General features: G+C 65.4%; 15 protein-coding genes. 10 read left to right on the top strand and 5 right to left on the bottom strand.

What is annotated here, in order from left to right; all coding sequences use genetic code 11:
- Nucleotides 1-6 precede the first annotated feature (6 nt).
- The gene (locus NKG59_RS05240; protein ID WP_253535776.1) at nucleotides 7-1239 is read right to left on the bottom strand and encodes a citrate synthase family protein; all 1233 of its coding nucleotides are present in this window, start codon (nucleotides 1237-1239) and stop codon (nucleotides 7-9) included.
- Nucleotides 1240-1346: 107 nt separating this feature from the next.
- Between NKG59_RS05240 and NKG59_RS05245 the strand changes: the two genes are divergently transcribed.
- From NKG59_RS05245 to ppk2, 3 genes are all read left to right on the top strand, one after another.
- On the top strand, nucleotides 1347-2780 hold the full coding sequence (locus tag NKG59_RS05245) for a CoA transferase (RefSeq protein WP_253535777.1): 1434 nt from the start codon (nucleotides 1347-1349) through the stop codon (nucleotides 2778-2780).
- A 60-nt stretch (nucleotides 2781-2840) separates the two neighbouring features.
- Nucleotides 2841-3698, top strand: a complete 858-nt coding sequence (locus NKG59_RS05250) for a 23S rRNA (adenine(2030)-N(6))-methyltransferase RlmJ (RefSeq protein WP_253535778.1) — start codon at nucleotides 2841-2843, stop codon at nucleotides 3696-3698.
- A gap of 142 nt (nucleotides 3699-3840) precedes the next feature.
- Complete coding sequence (gene ppk2 / locus NKG59_RS05255; RefSeq protein ID WP_253535779.1) at nucleotides 3841-4743, top strand: polyphosphate kinase 2; 903 nt, start codon at nucleotides 3841-3843, stop codon at nucleotides 4741-4743.
- Nucleotides 4744-4843: 100 nt separating this feature from the next.
- Here the strand turns inward: ppk2 and NKG59_RS05260 are convergent, their stop codons facing one another.
- The gene (locus NKG59_RS05260) at nucleotides 4844-5131 is read right to left on the bottom strand and encodes an acylphosphatase (RefSeq protein WP_045205260.1); all 288 of its coding nucleotides are present in this window, start codon (nucleotides 5129-5131) and stop codon (nucleotides 4844-4846) included.
- A 280-nt stretch (nucleotides 5132-5411) separates the two neighbouring features.
- Between NKG59_RS05260 and NKG59_RS05265 the strand changes: the two genes are divergently transcribed.
- Both NKG59_RS05265 and NKG59_RS05270 read left to right on the top strand, forming a co-directional pair.
- Nucleotides 5412-7196, top strand: coding sequence for an ABC transporter permease (locus NKG59_RS05265; protein ID WP_253535780.1), 1785 nt, complete (start codon nucleotides 5412-5414; stop codon nucleotides 7194-7196).
- Between the two features lie 76 nt (nucleotides 7197-7272).
- Nucleotides 7273-8646, top strand: coding sequence for an ABC transporter ATP-binding protein (locus NKG59_RS05270; protein WP_024977182.1), 1374 nt, complete (start codon nucleotides 7273-7275; stop codon nucleotides 8644-8646).
- A 78-nt stretch (nucleotides 8647-8724) separates the two neighbouring features.
- Here NKG59_RS05270 and NKG59_RS05275 read toward each other — a convergent pair whose 3' ends face one another.
- The gene (locus NKG59_RS05275; RefSeq protein ID WP_253535781.1) at nucleotides 8725-11997 is read right to left on the bottom strand and encodes an autotransporter outer membrane beta-barrel domain-containing protein; all 3273 of its coding nucleotides are present in this window, start codon (nucleotides 11995-11997) and stop codon (nucleotides 8725-8727) included.
- A gap of 364 nt (nucleotides 11998-12361) precedes the next feature.
- Between NKG59_RS05275 and NKG59_RS05280 the strand changes: the two genes are divergently transcribed.
- The 5 genes from NKG59_RS05280 to NKG59_RS05300 all read left to right on the top strand — a co-directional run bounded on the left by NKG59_RS05280 (nucleotide 12362) and on the right by NKG59_RS05300 (nucleotide 16979).
- On the top strand, nucleotides 12362-13219 hold the full coding sequence (locus tag NKG59_RS05280) for a dienelactone hydrolase family protein (protein ID WP_253535782.1): 858 nt from the start codon (nucleotides 12362-12364) through the stop codon (nucleotides 13217-13219).
- A 54-nt stretch (nucleotides 13220-13273) separates the two neighbouring features.
- Nucleotides 13274-14236, top strand: coding sequence for a chromate resistance protein ChrB domain-containing protein (locus tag NKG59_RS05285; RefSeq protein ID WP_253536462.1), 963 nt, complete (start codon nucleotides 13274-13276; stop codon nucleotides 14234-14236).
- Nucleotides 14237-14262: 26 nt separating this feature from the next.
- Complete coding sequence (locus tag NKG59_RS05290; protein ID WP_253535783.1) at nucleotides 14263-15435, top strand: chromate transporter; 1173 nt, start codon at nucleotides 14263-14265, stop codon at nucleotides 15433-15435.
- Between the two features lie 180 nt (nucleotides 15436-15615).
- Nucleotides 15616-16791: a DUF4382 domain-containing protein gene (locus NKG59_RS05295; RefSeq protein ID WP_253535784.1), complete on the top strand. Its 1176-nt coding sequence runs from the start codon at nucleotides 15616-15618 to the stop codon at nucleotides 16789-16791.
- A gap of 38 nt (nucleotides 16792-16829) precedes the next feature.
- A complete protein-coding gene (locus tag NKG59_RS05300; RefSeq protein WP_037031851.1) occupies nucleotides 16830-16979 on the top strand; it encodes a hypothetical protein in 150 nt (49 codons plus the stop codon).
- Between the two features lie 73 nt (nucleotides 16980-17052).
- Here the strand turns inward: NKG59_RS05300 and NKG59_RS05305 are convergent, their stop codons facing one another.
- Both NKG59_RS05305 and NKG59_RS05310 read right to left on the bottom strand, forming a co-directional pair.
- Nucleotides 17053-17295: a hypothetical protein gene (locus tag NKG59_RS05305; protein WP_156158423.1), complete on the bottom strand. Its 243-nt coding sequence runs from the start codon at nucleotides 17293-17295 to the stop codon at nucleotides 17053-17055.
- A gap of 145 nt (nucleotides 17296-17440) precedes the next feature.
- The gene (locus tag NKG59_RS05310) at nucleotides 17441-17746 is read right to left on the bottom strand and encodes a hypothetical protein (protein ID WP_024977174.1); all 306 of its coding nucleotides are present in this window, start codon (nucleotides 17744-17746) and stop codon (nucleotides 17441-17443) included.
- Nucleotides 17747-17878: the final 132 nt, after the last annotated feature.

The following is a 17878-nucleotide window of genomic DNA, read 5'->3' on the forward strand; positions in this document are numbered from 1 at the left end:
CGCGCCTCAGCGCACACGAATGATGCGGCCCGCCGGTGCGTCCGGCGCGGCTGGCATCGGCCCCACATAGGCGGCTCTCGGGCGGATCAACTGCCCCGCCGCGCGCTGCTCCAGCGCGTGCGCAATCCAGCCTGCCGTACGCCCCGCTGCAAACAGGCCAAAGCCTGAACCTTCCGGTAGCCCGAGCACACGCCGGGTGGCCACCAGCGCGAAATCCACCGATGGCCCATCGCCGGTCAGCCCGGCCACGGCATCAATCACCGATTGCAGCCGCCTGCGTACCGCGCCCGCCTTCGGCAACTGCGCCAGGATTGCGTCGGCGCGCGGGTCGGCCTTGCGATACAGCGGGTGGCCAAAGCCCGGCAGCGTATCGCCGCGATCAAGCCGACGGCGCAGTGCCGTTGCCACGGAGCGCTCCCCTTCCAGCTCGCTCAGCAATGCCTCCACGCGCGCCGTGGTGCCGCCATGGCGGCCACCGGTGAGCGCAGCCAAGCCGGCGCTCACCACGGCGCCCAGGCTGGCGCCCGTCGATGCGACAACGCGTGCCGCAAAGCTTGAGGCATTGAGTTCGTGATCGGCGCAGAGCACCAATGCGACGCGGATGGCCTCGGCGGCGTGCGCATCAACGTTCCATGCCTGCTTGCATTGCAGATGCACGGGTGCGGTGTCGGGATTGTGGCCGAGCATGGCGGCAAACACCACGCGCAGGAGTGCGCCGGCATCGCGCGCGGTGCGTGCGGAATCCTGCCGCCACGCGGCCTCGTCCAGCGCCGGCAAAGCAAGCGCGCACAGCGCCATGCAGCGTTGGCGGATGTCCGCGTCTGCCAACGACGTGAGCGCCGCATACCAGCTCTTCGGCAACATCGGCGCGGGCGTGTTGAAGGCTGCCGCCTCTTCGCATTGCCAGAGTTGCGCCGCAACGGCCTCCAGCGTGGCGCGTTCGGCCAATTCCAAAGCAGGCGTGCCGCGATAGAACAACTGCCCGTGATCGATCAGCGTGATGGCCGATTCCATGACCGGCAGGCCCCAGTCCAGCGCGTGGCGCACCACCTGGCGCGGGCGCCGTCCGCCGGAACGCTGATCGGCCAGGCGGGCAACATCGGCTTCGCGATAGCGGCTGCCGCGTCCATCGGGCGACGGGTACGCCGCCAACAGCCCGCGGCTCACATAGGCGTACAGCGTGGGGCGCGAGATATGCAGTCGCGCGGCGGCTTCGGCGGCATTGAGGTAGGTGGTCATCGGGCCGGATGAGGTGGACGGCAATCGAGGTTGATCAGTCTAGTCAATGTTGACGCTATCGGCGGCGCGGGACTGTAATGGGCGCACTTTCCCCGCGGAGCCCCGCCATGCCGTCACCCGTTGCTGATGTGGTTGATCCTTCCACGCAGACTGTCAGCCCCGCCGGCGCACTCAGCCAGTTATGGAGCGTGCTCGGCCAGCCGGCGGATGCGCTGTCGCGTGCAACGCTCACGGGCGCGGAGCCGGCGCTGCCGTCGTCGTTTGCCGTGGGCACGCTCGCGCAAAGCACCATCGCTGCCGCTGCGCTTGCGGCGGCGCAGGTCGACACGTTGCGCAGCGGGCGGCAGCAGACCGTGTCGGTCGACATGCATCACGCCGCGTTGGAATTTCGCTCGGAGCGCTACTTCCGTCTCGATGGCCAGTTGCCGCCCGAACCGTGGGACAAGATTGCCGGGCTCTACCGCTGCGGCGATGGCCGCTGGGTGCGTCTGCACACCAACTTTCCGCATCACCGTGACGGCGTGCTGAAGTTGCTCGGCTGCGCGCATGACCGGGACGCCGTGGCCGCCGCGCTCAACCAATGGAAGGCGGAAGCGTTTGAAGAGGCAGCAGCGCAGGCGGGCATGGTCGTGACCGCCGCGCGCACGTTTGAAGAGTGGGACGCGCACCCGCAAGGCATGGCCGTGGCGCGCCAACCGCTGATGACGATCGAACGCATTGGCGACGCGCCCCCGCAGCCCCTGCCCGCGCATGCCAATGGCCGTCCGCTCTCGGGTGTGCGCGTGCTCGATCTCACGCGCGTGATTGCCGGCCCCGTTTGCGGCCGGACACTGGCGGCGCATGGGGCAGATGTGCTGCTCGTCACGGCGCCGCATCTGCCCGCCGTTCCGCCGCTGGTGATCGACACCGGGCGCGGCAAGCGCTCCGCGCAGCTCGACTTGCGTGATGCGGCGGGTGCCGGGCAACTCCGCACGCTGCTGCGCGACGCCGATATCTTCGTCCAGGGCTATCGGCCCGGTGGCTTGGCGGCGTTGCAGTTTGGGCCCGAGCAGGTTGCGGCGCTGCGCCTGGGCATCGTCTACGTGAGCCTGTGCGCATACGGCTATGACGGCCCCTGGGCCAATCGCCGAGGCTTCGATTCGCTTGTGCAGACCGCCAGCGGGTTCAACTGGGCGGAAGCGCAGGCAGCCGGTGATGCCAAGCCGCGCCCGCTACCCGCACAGGCGCTGGACCACGGCGCGGGTTACCTGATGGCGGCCGGCGCCATGACTGCTCTTTCGCGCCGCATGACCGAGGGCGGAAGCTGGCACGTGCGTGTGTCGCTCGCGCAGACGGCGCAATGGCTGCGCAGCTTCGGCCGCGTGGTCAACGGCTTTGATGCGGCCGACCCGCGCTATGAAGACATCGGTGCTTACCTGGAAACGTCGCCCTCCGGCTTTGGTGCGCTTACCGCGCTGCGCCACGCGGGGCAGCTCTCCGATACGCCGCCGCACTGGACGCTGCCCAGCGTGCCGCTAGGGACGCATCCCGCGCGGTGGTAGCATTCGCGCCTACCGTTTTCTCTGCCCGCGCCTGATACTCCGGGCGCACATGGCCCGCCGATGCTCAGTTACCGTCACGCCTTCCACGCCGGCAATCACGCCGATGTCCTCAAGCACGCCGTGCTTGTGCAGATGCTCGATTACCTCACGCAGAAGGACAAGCCGTTCTGGTACATCGACACGCACGCCGGCGCTGGCCTCTACGCGCTGGACCACGAATGGGCGCAAAAGAAGGCCGAGTTCGATACCGGCATTGGCCCGCTGTGGCGCGCGGCCCAAGCCGGCGAAACGCTGCCGCAGCTGCTCGATGCCTACCTCGACCAGGTGCGCGAGCTGAATCCCAACGGTGAACTGAGGCACTACCCAGGCTCGCCGTGGCTGGCGTGGCAAATGCTGCGCGACGCCGATCGCTTGCGCCTGTTCGAGCTGCACAGCTCCGAGATCAAGGTGCTGTCCAACAACTTTCGCGGCGCCGGGCGCAAGGTCATGCTGTACGACGGCGATGGCTTTGCCGGCATCAAGGCGATCCTGCCGCCGCCGCCGCGCCGCGCGCTCGTGCTGATCGATCCGTCGTTTGAAGACAAGCAGGATTACGCCCGCACCGTGCATTCGCTGCAGGACAGCCTGCAGCGCTTTGCGACCGGCATGTTTGCGGTCTGGTATCCGCTCGTGCAGCGGCGCGAGGCCGCGCAATTTCCCTCGCGCCTGAAGCAGTTGCGCCCCAAGGATTGGCTGCACGTCACGCTCACCGTCAGGCATCCGGTCGAGGGTGGCCTGGGCTTGCACGGCAGCGGCATGTTCATCGTCAACCCGCCTTGGACGCTCAAGGCGCAATTGCAGGAAGCCATGCCCACGCTGGTGCGCCTGCTCGGCCAGGACGATGGCGCCAAGTTCATGCTGGAAGGCGAGTCCAGTTAAGCCTTCGGGCGGCGTGACGCCCGCGTGTCACTCCCCTGCCACATGCTTGTGCTACCTAGTCGGGCTTAGACTTGCACTGCGCCGCCCATGCGCAGCGCCCCCCTCTCGGCAATATCCGCAAGATCGGCAGGAGCAACACACCATGAGCGAACGTGACGCAGCCCGGCAGGCGCGCCTGCAGGAAGACCTGCTCGACACGCTTGACGAAGAGCTGGAGATGGAAATCGACGACCACCTGCTCGGTGGCGGCGAAGGCATCAGCGACGAAGCGCGCGAAACGCGACGCATGTACTTCCGCGAGCTGTTCCGCCTGCAAGGCGAGCTCGTCAAGCTGCAGGACTGGGTGATCGAGACTGGCCACCGGCTGGTGGTGATCTTCGAAGGGCGCGATGCCGCCGGCAAAGGTGGCGCCATCAAGCGCATCACGCAGCGGCTGAACCCGCGGGTGTGCCGCGTGGCCGCCCTGCCCGCACCCACCAACCGCGAACGTACGCAATGGTACTTCCAGCGCTATGTGGCGCACCTGCCCGCCGCCGGCGAGATCGTCCTGTTCGATCGCAGTTGGTACAACCGCGCCGGCGTCGAACGCGTGATGGGTTTCTGCACCGACGAGGAATACGACGAGTTCTTCCGCTCCGTGCCCGAGTTCGAAAAGATGCTCGCGCGCTCGGGCATCCAGATCGTCAAATACTGGTTCTCGGTGACGGACGAAGAGCAGGAAGTGCGGTTCCAGAGCCGTATCGCCGATCCGCTCAAGCAGTGGAAGCTGAGCCCGATGGACTTGGAAAGCCGCCGCCGCTGGGAAGCCTATACGCAGGCCAAGGAGGCGATGCTCGAGCGCTCGCACATTCCCGAGTCGCCCTGGTGGGTGGTGCTGGCGGACGACAAGAAGCGCGCGCGCCTGAATTGCATCCACCACTTGCTTGGCCAAGTGCCTTACCACCCGGTGCCGCATTCGCCGGTGTCGCTGCCCGAGCGCGTGCACCACGCGGAGTACATTCGCCACCCGGTGCCGGAAGAGATGATCGTGCCGAACGTCTATTGATCCGCCAGCAATGCCATCAGCGAAAGAAGGGCGGCCTGCGCGGTCGCCCTTTTTGTTTCAATGCGCGCCTTCAGTTGCTTGGAGACCGCGGTGCCGAGCGTTACACCGTCGGGCGAATCTCGAAGCCGTGGACGAGCACCTCATGCTCGCCCGTGACCACCTCCAGCTGCGTGACCAGCGCGTTGTCTGGCCCCTCCCACATCCATTCCCGCATACTCAACACATTGGGCTCGGGGCCAGCCAGAAACGCCTCGACCGCCCCATCGCGGCGGTTGCGCACCCAGCCACGCAGACCGAGTAGGCGGGCGCGGTCGACACACGCCGCGCGATAGCCGACGCCTTGCACGCGGCCCTGTACGGTAACGATCACTTGCGCAATGACGGACATGGCGGCCTCCGGAGCAACACGGCAGGTGATGTGTTGGATAAAACATGACAAACCGGCGTTGTCGTATCTCTGTCACATTTCTGGAATGTGACGTCGTCAGACTGACAACCGCGCGGCGGCCTCTGACGTTACGCAAGGTAAACTAGGCGGCTTGCCGCCGGGTGCCAAGCAACGCTTGCGCAAAGCACTGCGCCCCGCCCCGCACGCCATGTATCGCGCCTCGGCCCCAGGCCTTGAGGCGCCCGAATTTCGTCCGCGGTTTCCGTCCCGGTTATCCAAGATGCAGCAAAACGACAACGAAACCACCATCCGGGGCCGCTTGGGTACCACCTTCGGTACCAACTTTGGCGTCAACTTCGGCCACCTGCTGACTGCGCCGCCCAACCGGTTTGACTTGGCCCTGCTGCCGATCATCCTGGCGGCCATCTTGCTCGTGGCCTATGCCGCCAAGCAGATGAACGTGCCCTACACGCCTGGCGAACAGCTGGACGTGAGCCTGGACGTCATTGAGCTGCCGTATTACCTGTTGCGCACCAGCATCCGCATGCTCCTGGCGCTGGGCGCGTCGCTGGCGTTCTCGTTTGCGTTTGCCGCCATTGCTTCCAAGAACCGCACGGCCGAGAAGGTGATGGTGCCGGCGCTGGACATCCTGCAATCGATTCCGGTGCTAGGTTTCCTGTCGATCACGGTCACGGGTTTCATTGCGCTGTTTCCGGGCAACCTGGTGGGCGTGGAATGCGCGGCCATCTTCGCCATCTTCACGTCGCAGGCGTGGAACATGGCGTTCTCGTTGTACCAATCGTTTCGCACCATCCCGACCGACCTGGAAGAGGCCGCCACGGTGTTCCGGCTGTCCAAGTGGCAGCGCTTCTGGCGCCTGGAAGTGCCGTTCGCCATGCCAGGCCTGCTGTGGAACATGATGATGTCGATGTCGGGCGGCTGGTTCTTCGTGGTCGCATCGGAAGCCATCTCGGTGTCGGGCCACGACATCAAGCTGCCGGGCATCGGTTCGTACATCTCGCTGGCGATCCAGCAACAGAACCTGCCGGCCATCGGCTGGGCCATCCTGGCCATGCTGATCGGCATCATCCTGTACGACCAGTTGCTGTTCCGCCCGCTGATTGCCTGGGCAGACCGCTTCCGCTTCGACACGATGTCGTCGGAGCGCGAACCGCAATCGTGGCTGCTCGACCTGCTGCGCCGCTCCGAGTGGGTCAAGGCGCTGCTCGAGCGCACCGCCGCGATGGCCGAACGCACGCTGTCCTGGGGTGCCGAGCGCACGCGGCCTACCGCTGTCGGCGGCAGCGGATTTCTGCCGCGCTTCCCGTGGTCGCACCGCATCGCTGATGTCGTCATCATCCTGGCCGCGCTGGTGGCGGTGGCGCACGTGCTGCAATTCGTGCGTTCCGAGGTGGGCTGGGCCGAGGTCGGCCACGTCTTCTGGCTCGGCTTCCTGACCATGGTGCGCGTGATCCTGCTGATTGCCCTGGCAGCCCTGGTGTGGGTGCCGATCGGCATCCGCATCGGCCTGAACCCGAACGTTGCACGCATCGCCCAGCCGGTGGCGCAGTTCCTGGCGGCGTTCCCGGCCAACCTGATGTTCCCGCTGGCGGTCATGCTCATCGCGCGCTTCGCGCTCAACCCCGAAATCTGGTTGAGCCCGCTGATGATTTTCGGCACGCAGTGGTACATCCTCTTCAACGTGATTGCCGGCGCGTCGGCCATCCCGACCGAGCTGAAACTGGCCGCCCGCAACTTCGGCCTGCGCGGCTGGCTGCTGTGGAAGCGCTTCCTCATTCCCGCCGTGTTCCCCAATCTGCTGACGGGCCTGGTGACGGCCGCCGGCGGTTCGTGGAACGCCAGCATCGTCTCCGAATACGTGTCCTGGGGCGACCGCACGCTGGTGGCAACGGGCCTGGGCAGCTACATCGCCGAGATGACATCGAAGGGCGACTTCCCGCGCATTGCCCTCGGGATTGCCGTGATGAGCCTGTTCGTGGTCGGCTTCAACCGGCTGCTGTGGAACCGCCTGTACGACATTGCGCAAGAGCGCACCCGCCTGTAAGAACAGGCTCATGATCCGACTGCGCACCCCGATCTTGAGCACGTTCTAAGACGACCTTATTTTGCAGAGAACACACATGGTTACCACCAGCACCCATAGCCAGAGCGCTGAAAGCGTCATGGAGCTGCGCGGCGTCTCGAAGATCTTCCGCACCGCAGACCACACCGACCGCGCCGTGCTCGAAGGCGTGGACCTCAACCTGCGCCAGGGCGAGATCGTCGCCATGCTGGGCAAATCGGGCTCGGGCAAATCGACGCTGCTGCGCATCATGGCGGGCCTGGTGCGCGCCGATCGTGGCCAGGTGCTGTTCCGTGGGCGCGAATACGCCGGCCCCGTGCAGGGCATCGCGATGGTGTTCCAGTCGTTTGCACTGTTCCCGTGGCTGACCGTGCAGCAGAACGTGGAGCTGGGCCTGGAAGCGCAAGGCGTGGCCAAGGCCGAGCGTGAAGAGCGCGCTGAACAGGCCATCGACCTGATCGGCCTGTCGGGTTTCAACAGCGCCCTGCCCCGCGAACTCTCCGGCGGCATGCGCCAGCGTGTGGGCATTGCGCGCGCGCTCGTCACCGAGCCCGACCTGCTGCTGATGGATGAAGCGTTTTCAGCGCTCGACGTGCTGACCGGCGAGAACCTGCGCGACGAAATGCTCGACCTGTGGGAAGGCCGCCGCACCAACATCAAGAGCATCCTCATCGTCTCGCACAACATCGAAGAGGCGGTGATGATGGCGGACCGCATCGTCATCCTGTCGAGCGATCCGGGGCGCATTCGCGCCGAGGTGCGCGTGCCGTTCCCGCGCCCGCGCAATCGTGATTCGGCCGCCGTGCGCAACCTCATCGACGAGGTGTACGGCCTGATGACCTCGCCGGAGCGTGTTGGCGTGCATGTGGGCGTGGAGCCCGCCGCCGAGCAGCTTGCCTACCGCCTGCCCGATGCCGAAATCGGCCAGATGGAGGCCATTCTCGACCTGCTGGTCGAAGCACCGTTCAACGGCCGAGCCGACCTTCCGCACTTGGCAGAAGAAGCCGGCGTGACCGACGACGACCTGCTGCCCGCGTGCGAAGCGCTGGCCCTGCTGCAACTGGCCACCATCGAGCGCGGCGACATCATCGTCACGCCGTTCGGCAAGACCTACATGGAAACCGAACCGCCCGAGCGCAAGGTGCTGTTCGGCCAGAAGCTGCTGGAGCGCGTGGCCCTGGCCGCGCACATCCGCGCCGAGCTGGACGCCAACGAAGACGGCGAGATCCGCGAAGAACATGTGCTGCGCGAACTGGAGGCGTACCTCAAGCCCGAAGAAGCCGAACGCGTGCTCAAGATCGGCATTGAATGGGGCCGCTACGGCGAGGTGTATGAGTACGTCTACAACACCGGCATGCTGACCCTGCCCCGTGAAGAGCGCGAGGAACGCGAAGAGCGGGAGGCGCAGGAAGGTGGGGATAACGCGGCGTAAGCGTGCGCTGCTGTTTAAGAAAAAAGAGCCGCTTGATGCGGCTCTTTCTATTTCACAGGCTGGATCAGCGATGTCACATTACCAACCCCAGCGCACCCCAGCCTTGCCGTTCACGCCATGCAGGCGACGGTCCGCGCTGACCTGGTAGCCGAGGCTGGCATAGAACACGCCGTTCTTCGCCACCTGCGCCGTGAGCCCGCCCGTCAGCTCCAGCGTCGTGCTCGGCAGTTGCGACGTGAACGGCACGAAGCCACCGTCCGGCGACGACATCTGCGTGCCCGTCTCACCGCGGAACTCATGCCACACATTCGCACGCAGCCACGCGGTGTGCTGACGTTCCGGCGATTCACCCCAGCGCTTGCTCACGCGCACGCCCAGGCGGCCGAGCATCGAGTTCACCGAGTTGAAGCGCACATCGGCGGCACCGTCGTTGGCATCGGCAAACGCGGCACGCTGATACACGAGCTGCGCTTGCGGCTCGACACGCCATTGCTGCGACAGCGCGATCGGGTAGCCCGCCTCAAGCGATGCCGCGTAACCGAGCGCGTGCGTCTTCAGGCCGTTCACGCCATGCGGCGAGGCATCGGCGTCGTAGCGCGTGCCCTGCACCACGCCATCCAGATACCAGCCTGACGGGCCGAAGTGCGTCCAATAAAGGCCGACCGTGTTGGCGTTGACGGTGTCACGGCCGGCGTCTGCGCCATCGGCGTGCGTCACGTCTGCCGCGATGCGGCCGGTGGCGAAGTAGCCGCCGGCGTGGTCGTGGCTGCCGTCTTCGCGCTGGCGCTGGTAGACATCGGCGCCGAACTGCACGCCGCCAAAGTCATAGCTGAACGCCGGGCCCTGGTTACCGTAGATACCGTTGCCATCCGACATGCGGCTGCCCTTCTGCGCGATTACGCGTGCCCAGCCGGTGCGCAGCACGGGGGATGTGCCTGCCGGTGCGGTGGCTTGGTTGCTCTCTTCACCCACGCGTTCGTGCAGCGTATCGAGCAGCGCACGACCGTACAGCAAGGTCAGCGACGGAATGGCGGTGTAGAGCGAGACCTCCTGACGCAGCGCAGGCTGCGTGGTGCCCGTGCCAGCGCCGCCGGTGCCCTCGGTTACTGTCTGCAGAGTGCGCAGATACCAGCTGTCCGCGCTGGCCGAGCCACCGCGTTGCAGCGTGTACTCATACGGGCCAGCGACCACACGGTTGGCGAGTGCGAAGGCATTGGCCTGCGTGGTCGCGCCATTGATGGCGCTGACGACTTCGATGCCATCACCCGTGGTTCGCGCACCAGCGCCGCCGGCATTGGTGACGCGCACTGCCGTATTGCCGCTCGCCGTGCCGCCCGAAATGACGAGCTTGTCGGTGGGCGAATTGTCGGTGCCCAGCTTGGTGTTGATGGCCAGCACGCCGCCATTGCCGACATAGTTGCCGTTGACCACCAGCTTGTTACCGACGCCTGCGCCACCAACCTGCACCGTGCCGGCGTTATTCAGTGACCCGTTGATCGTCAGGCTGCCGCTACCGCTGTTGGCAAACGCCGCCAGTGCGTCGGCCACGGCCACCGTACCGTTGTTGGTGACGGCGCCGTTCACGGTGCCGTAGCCGCCCAGCGTGGCGTTGGCTGCAATCTGGACATTGCTGCCGCTGCTGCCCGCCATCGGCCGCAAGCTCTGCGGCGCATTGGTGGCCGACACGCCGAGCGCGGCACTGGTGTGTGTCGCGTCGCCAATGGCCAGCGCCCCGCTGGCGACCAACGTGTCGCCCTGGATCGCGTTGTTAGCGGTCAGCACGGTCGTGCCTGTGCCGGCCTGCGTGATGCCGCCCGTGCCAGAGACGGTGCCGCCGAAGGTGAACACGTCCGATCGGTTGAACGTCAGCGTGCCGTTGTCCACCACATTGCCCAGGATCGAACCCGACGTACCACCGTTACCGAGTTGCAGCGTCCCCGCGGCGACAGTGGTGCCGCCCTGGTACGTGTTGTCGCCCGCCAGCACCAGCGTGCCGCCGCCGGCCTTGGTGAGTGCCCCCACGCCCGAAATGCCCTGGCTCACGGTCGACGTAAAGCCCTGCGTATCGATCGTGCCGTTGGCATTGGTGATGTCGATGGCGCGCGTGGCGGCCACATCCACATTGCCCGTCAGTTGCAGCGTGCCGCCGTTGAATGTCAGCGCGCCCGTGGCGCCGCCCAATGCGCTGTCCGCACCGATGGCGAGCGTGCCCTGCGTGATGGTCGTGCCGCCGCTGTACGTATTGCCCGCGCCGAGCGTGAGCGTGCCGGTGCCGGTTTTCTCCAGCGCACCTGCGCCGACGATCTGGCCGGCATAGCTGCCATCCGCATCCTGCTGGAAGCGCACCAGGCCGTTGTTCGTCACGGCCTTCGTCACGCTCAGTGCGTCGCCTTGCAGCGTGCCGCCGGCGTCTACCTGCATCGTGCCGGTGTAGGTGCCGTTATTGCCTTGCAGGATCAGCGTGCCTTGCTGCACCTCCGCATTGGTCACGCCCATGCTGGCGAGCGTCTTGGACAGCGTCCACGTGCCGCTGTCCTGCTTTTGCAGGGTCTGGAAGTTGGTGATGGTGCCCAGCGTCGCGCTGTCGGTGCCGTTGAGTGTGATGACGTTGGCACCGCCGCCGCCGCTGATGCTGCCGCTCACCGACGAGCCGGTATAGAAGTGCAAGGCATCATTGCCGCCCGCAAAGATCAGGTTGCCGATCACCTTGCCGCGGTTGGTGAAATCGACCGACCCATTGCCCGACGCACCCATCACGTTGCCGTTGGCGACGTCCGTCTGGATCGTCCCCGTGGCGTTGTTGATGACCGTGTTGCCGCCCGAGGTGTTCTGGAACCAGATCGCCGCGCCGTGCGCCGACTTGATCAGGCCATCGTTGACGATGGTGTTGCCGGTGCCTTCCGGATTGACGGCCTCTCCGCTCAACTGTGTGCCGTTGGCCAGCACCTGCGCGCCTTGCTGCACCGTCAGCGTGCTGTTGTTGCGGAAGTCGATCGCGTTGCCGCCCGTACCGTAAAAGCCGGAGTTCGACACCGCGTTCGCGCTGACCGTGCCGCCGGTTTGCACCGTGATGTTGGCGTTGTCGCGCACGGCAATGGCGCTGGTGTCACCCACCGCCAGCGTGCTGCCGTTCTGCACTGTCACCGTGCGGTTGTCTTCTGCCGCCACGTTGCCGGTGCCGACGGTGGATGTGGCGGGGTTGGGTGCCGCCGTATCGCAGACGGTGGTCTGCCCGGTGGTGGTGCAGTCTGCATGCGCAAGCGCCCCAAACAAGGCGAATGGCGAAGCAACAAGCGCGATGGAGACAAACTGAAGCCGCCCGCGGCGGCGCTGGAACAATGGCGTAGACATACGTTTGCGTCCGCGCGCAGCGAAAAGAAGCCGCTACGTCTGTCCCCCCGGACAGACGTAGCGCGATTTGCGCAGACTTCCCCTTCTTATCTTTGATGGTTTGATGAAGTCCAACTTCCCCGGTGGGCTGATCATCTCGCTAAGGTTGTCTCTGAACCTGCCCCGTCTTTAGCGGTGCACATGCCAGACCAACTCATCGCTGCGAGCATCAGCCCTGTCCGCGCGACTTGACCCACTGCATTTATTTTTAAAGTGTTGCGGACGGCGTGATTCTAGGAATGCCAATCAATAGCGATGTACAAAGAATGTAAAAATCAACGGTATTTGAGAATGTGTTCCTTCCCAACATCGCAAGTTCGACAAGATGCCCACGCCCATCTGGGGCACGTTGTATCTGCCCGAGACCCTGCAGGGCCGCGTGCCTGCGATGGTGATTTCGCATGGCTCTGCCGGGCCGCAGCAGAAAGACGTCGACCGGTGGGTGCGGCTGTTCAACCAGATGGGCATGGCCGCCTTTGTGGTGGACTCGTTTGGCCCACGCGGCATCACCAACACGATGGACAACCAGTCGCAGCTGAACCCGGCCGCCAACGACGCCGATGCGCTGTTCGCGCTTAAGCTGCTGAGCACCGATCCGCGTATCGACCCGAAGCGCATCGGGCAGATCGGTTTTTCACGCGGCGGCGGTGTGGCACTCGACATGACGCTCGATGCGTTCCGCAAAGGCGTCATCGATGACGACACGCGGTTTGCGGCGCTCATCGGCTTCTACCCGGGATGCTCGGCGTTCTGGTGGGAAGTGCCGCCGCCACCGCTGGCAGGCGCCCCGCTGATGCTCGCGCTGGGCGAGAAAGATGACTACACCCCGGCACAGCTCTGCCGCAATACGGCGGAGATCATGCAGCGTGACGGGCAGGCCGTTGACGTGCACGTCTACCCCGGCGCGTATCACGACTTCGACAACACGCGGGCGTACTTCAAGTACTTCCCCGGCGCGACCACGGCGCGCGAGTGCCCGCAGACGATGATCGACGTGCAGCACGATGCGTACTACCACCTGCAGACCGGCGAAAAGTACGCCAGCCTGCAGGCCATGGAGGCGGACTACAAGCGCTGCACCGTCCGGGGCGTATCCACGGGCGCCAACCTGGAGCAAGCCCGGCGTGCAGAGGCCGACGTCAAAGCGTTCCTGACGAAAACCATGGGTCTGCTGCCGCGCTGATGTAGGAACCTCTACAAGATTGCAGCGGTTATGACGCACGCCTATGCTGCCGTCATGACCGCCTCCCCCGATTCGTGGCTGCTGCTGATCGTCAGCTTGCCCACTGCCCGAGCAACCGCGCGCATGCGTATCTGGCGCGCCATCAAGGCCATCGGCTGTGTGGCCTTGCGCGATGGCGTTTACCTGCTGCCTGCGCGTGCCGAACACACAGCGCAACTCAATGACCTGGCAGACGAGACGTTGCAGGAAGACGGCCAGGCGTGGGTACTGCGCGTGCAGGCCAGCGATGCGGCGGAAGACGCGGCCTACCGCGCCCTGTTCGACCGCACGCCCGACTACGCCGAGTGGCTGGCCGAGCTGTCTGAAGCGCGCAAGACGCTCCCCGACTTGCCCGCCGCCGAGCGCAACCGGCTTCTGCGCCGCCATGCCCGCGCCTACGAGGCCATCCGCAAGATCGATTTCTTCTCCAACGAAGCGACCGTGCGCGCCGATGCGCAATGGCGCGACTTTGCTGCGGCAGCCGAAGCGACGCAATCGGCGGGCGAACCCCGCGCCGCTTCCGGCAGCATTCCGCGCCGTGATCCCATCCAATATCAGGGCCGCCTGTGGGCAACACGCCGGCACTTATGGGTGGACCGCGTTGCCAGCGCCTGGCTCATCCACCGCTTCATCGATCCGCACGCGCGGTTCCTGTGGCTCGACAGCCCGTCCGATTGCCCTACCGATGCGCTCGGCTTCGACTTTGACGGCGCAGCATTCACGCATGTTGGCGACCGCGTTTCGTTTGAGGTGCTCGTCGCCAGCTTTGGGCTCGATGAGGACGCCGGGCTCGCGCGCCTGGGCGCCATGGTGCATGCACTCGACGTGGGCGGCGCGGCCACGCCGGAAGCCGGCGGGTTCGAGGCCATCTTGGCGGGCGCCCGCAAGCGGCTGACGGATGACGACGCCTTGCTCGCAGAGATCGGCACCGTGCTCGACTCGTTGTATGTGCATTTTTCCGGCAGCCGGAAAACATGACCGCAGTCACCCATCGCAGGTAGCCCATGAACATTGCCTCCGAACGTCCCACCTATACGCTGCGGCAGCTGGTCCTGTATTTCCTCCGGCTTGGCGCACTGGGCTTTGGCGGCCCCGTGGCGCTGGCCGGCTACATGCGCCGCGACTTGGTGGAGGCACGCCAGTGGATCACCGAGGCCGACTACAAGGAAGGCCTCGCGCTCGCCCAGCTCGCGCCGGGGCCGCTGGCCGCGCAATTGGCCATCTACCTCGGCTGTGTGCACTACCGCATCGTCGGCGCCACGCTGGTCGGCATTGCCTTCGTGCTGCCCTCGTTCCTGATGGTGGTGGCGCTGGGCTGGGCCTATGTGCACTTTGGTGGGCTGACGTGGATGCAATCGGTGTTCTATGGCGTGGGCGCGGCAGTGATCGGCATCATCGCCATCAGCGCGCACAAGCTCACCACCAAGAGCGTCGGCAAAGACAAGCTGCTGTGGGCCATCTACCTGTTGCTGGCGGCGGTGACGGTGGTGACTGAATCCGAAGTGGCGTGGCTCTTCCTGGCGGCCGGCGTTCTGGTGTGGTTCTGGCGTGCGCCGCCCAAGTGGCTGCGCCAGGGCCGCATGAACGTGGTTGCCGTCACACCCGTCGCAGCGGCCAGCGGTTTGCTTGGCACGATCGACTGGCCCCTGCTTGCGCAGCTTGGCGCGTTCTTCGCCAAGGCTGGGGCGTTCGTATTTGGCTCGGGGCTCGCCATCGTGCCGTTTCTCTACGGCGGCGTGGTCACAGGGCACCATTGGCTCAACGAAAAGCAGTTCGTCGACGCGGTGGCCGTAGCGATGATCACGCCCGGCCCGGTCGTCATCACCGTCGGCTTTATCGGCTACCTGGTGGCGGGCGTGCCCGGCGCGTGCGTGGCTGCGCTTGGCACGTTTCTGCCGTGCTACCTGTTCACCATTCTGCCGGCGCCGTACTTCAAGAAGTACGGCAAGCTGCCCGCCATCCAGGCCTTTGTTGATGGCGTAACGGCAGCGGCCGTGGGCGCCATTACCGGCGCGGTAATCGTCCTGGCCAAGCGCTCCATCGTCGATGTGCCGACGGCGCTTCTGGCCGTGGCCACGGTCCTGCTGCTGGTGAGGTTCAAAAAGCTACCCGAGCCGGTGATCGTGGCGGGGGCAGCGTTGCTTGGCTTGGCGCTGTATCCGCTGCTGCATCGCTGACACACGATCGGCGGTGCCCTATCGCGTGCCGCAATATCTTCGGCGCACCGCAAGCGTTTGCAACCCAAATGGGTGAGACCACACCCACCCCAGCGGCGTTACGATTGGTTTCAAATCGACCAAAGTGCGTGCCATGGCCAGGACTATGCTTCGGGCACCCCCCCAAGCGAGGAGACAACCATGAAGACAACTTATCGAAACATCCTCTTTGCATTGCCCCTGCCGTTTCTCATCGCTGCATGCGGCGGTGGGGATGGCGGTACGGCTGCCGGCTCGGGCACCCTCCATGTCTCGATGACGGACGCACCGTCCTGCGGCTTTGATCACGTCTACGTCACGGTCAACAAGGTGCGCGTGAACGCCAGCGCGTCGGCCGCCGACACCGACGCCGGCTGGACCGACATCGCGTTGGCCACGCCGCAGAAGGTCGATCTGCTCTCCCTCACCAACGGCGTGCTGACTGACCTCGGTACGGCCCCGCTGCCGGCCGGGCAATATCAACAGTTGCGTCTGGTGTTGTCTGCCAATCAGGGCAACACGCTGGCCAATTCCGTGGTGGTCACTGGCTCGTCAACCGAGCAGGCGCTGGCCACTCCAAGCGGCACGCAGAGCGGCTACAAGATCATCCAGCCCTTCACGGTGCAGCCCAACACGCTGGTCGATCTGGTGCTGGATTTCAATGCCTGCAAATCGATCGTGCAACAGGGCAATGGCGGCTACAGCCTCAAGCCTGTCGTCACGGCAACGCCTACGGTCGTGAGCGGTTCGATTACCGGCTACGTGCCCACCGCACAGGCCGGCGCTACGGTCTATGCCGAGCAGAACGGCCAGGTCATCCGCGGCACGGTGGCGGACGCCACGGGCAAGTTCGTGCTGTCGCCGCTGGTGCAGAGCAGCAGCAATGGCGCTTATGACGTGGTGATCGTGGACAACGCGCAGCCGACCGGCCACGCCACGGGCATCATCCGCACCGTGCCTGTTACGGCCAGCACCACGACCACGGTTTCCACCACCGGCGCGCCGATCACGCTGCCCGCCTCCACCACCAATACCGCCTCCGGCACGGCCACCGCATCGGCGCAGGCTACGCTGCGCGCGCTGCAGGCGGTGAACTCGGTGTCGTACGAGATCACCTCGGCCAATGCCAACCTCGATACCGGCGCGTACTCGCTGGCGTTGCCCGCAGCCGCGCCGCTGGTCGGCACGTACAGCGCGACGCTGCCGATCGCGCTGTCGGCGGTGTCGGCATCGGCGGGTCAGTATTCGGTGCAGGCCACCAGTGCATCGGGCACCACGCTGAGCAATCCGGTCAACGTTTCGGCCGGCAGCCAGACCGGGGTCAACTTCAGTTTCTAACCAGGGAAAGGGGGGCGGAGCCCGCCCCTCACTACACAATGAAGAACATCATCCTCATCCTGTCTTTGGGCGCATCGCTGCTGGGCGGTTGCGTCTATCTGCCCGACGATGGCCCCGTCATGCGCCCACAAGGCGGCCCGGGCAATGGCTTCTGCCCGCCGGGACAGGCGAAGAAGGGCAATTGCTGAGCTGTTGACTCAGCGCTCGCGCAACAAAAAAGCCGGTCTGCGTGACCGGCTTTTTTTTGCTGCGTTGCGGTGCTTACTTGCCCTTGCCCGCGCGCTTGTGCTGCGTGGATTTGCCATGCTGATGGGCACGGTCTGCCGCACGCGCCTTACCTTTATCGCGGTCCAGGCTGTCCGGGCCGTTGGTGTTGGACATACCGTGGCTGCTCATATGCGCAGCAGAGCCGCCACCGGCGTTGCCGCCCTTGGCCTGCGCCGACAGCGAAACGGTGCACAGCGCGGCCATTGCGGCAGCCGCCATCCATTGTGCTCGGGTCATCTGTTTCCTCCTTCTCGTTTTTGGTTCCACCGATTGTAGGGACGCGCAGATGAGGATGTGCGTTTGAGTGCAACCAAACGTAACGACAATCGCAGGTGCACCGCACAAGGGGATGGGCGGGGGACGAGCGCCGCGAGGCGTCACCTCATTTCCACTTGGCGCCGATCTCCGCCAACCCCGCCTTCTGCAGATCCTCGGCACTCATCACGATGCGGAACTCACAGTCTGCGTTGAACAGCAGAAACCACGGCTCCGCCAGCGCGGGAATGTGCGAGGCCGATTCCACATTGACGATGAGCACTGCACCGCGATGGCCGTTCTGCTCCGTGAAGTAGACAACCTCGGGTTTGCTCTCGGCCATCACGCGCGGAATCAGTTCGGCGATGGAACCATCGCGCACGTAGGTGTTGAAGGGTTCGTGCGGAATCCGCACGTTGACGAGCATGCGCATGATTTGCCTCCTGGGTGATGGCCAGGGCAAGCGCCGCGACAAAGCCGCCACGGCCATGCATGGCCGAACACCGTAGGTATAGGACGGGTGCCGCGTTTGCGTTATCAGCCGTTGTCTAGGCGAGATGGCGTA

Source organism: Ralstonia chuxiongensis, assembly GCF_024158925.1.
GTDB lineage: Bacteria > Pseudomonadota > Gammaproteobacteria > Burkholderiales > Burkholderiaceae > Ralstonia > Ralstonia chuxiongensis.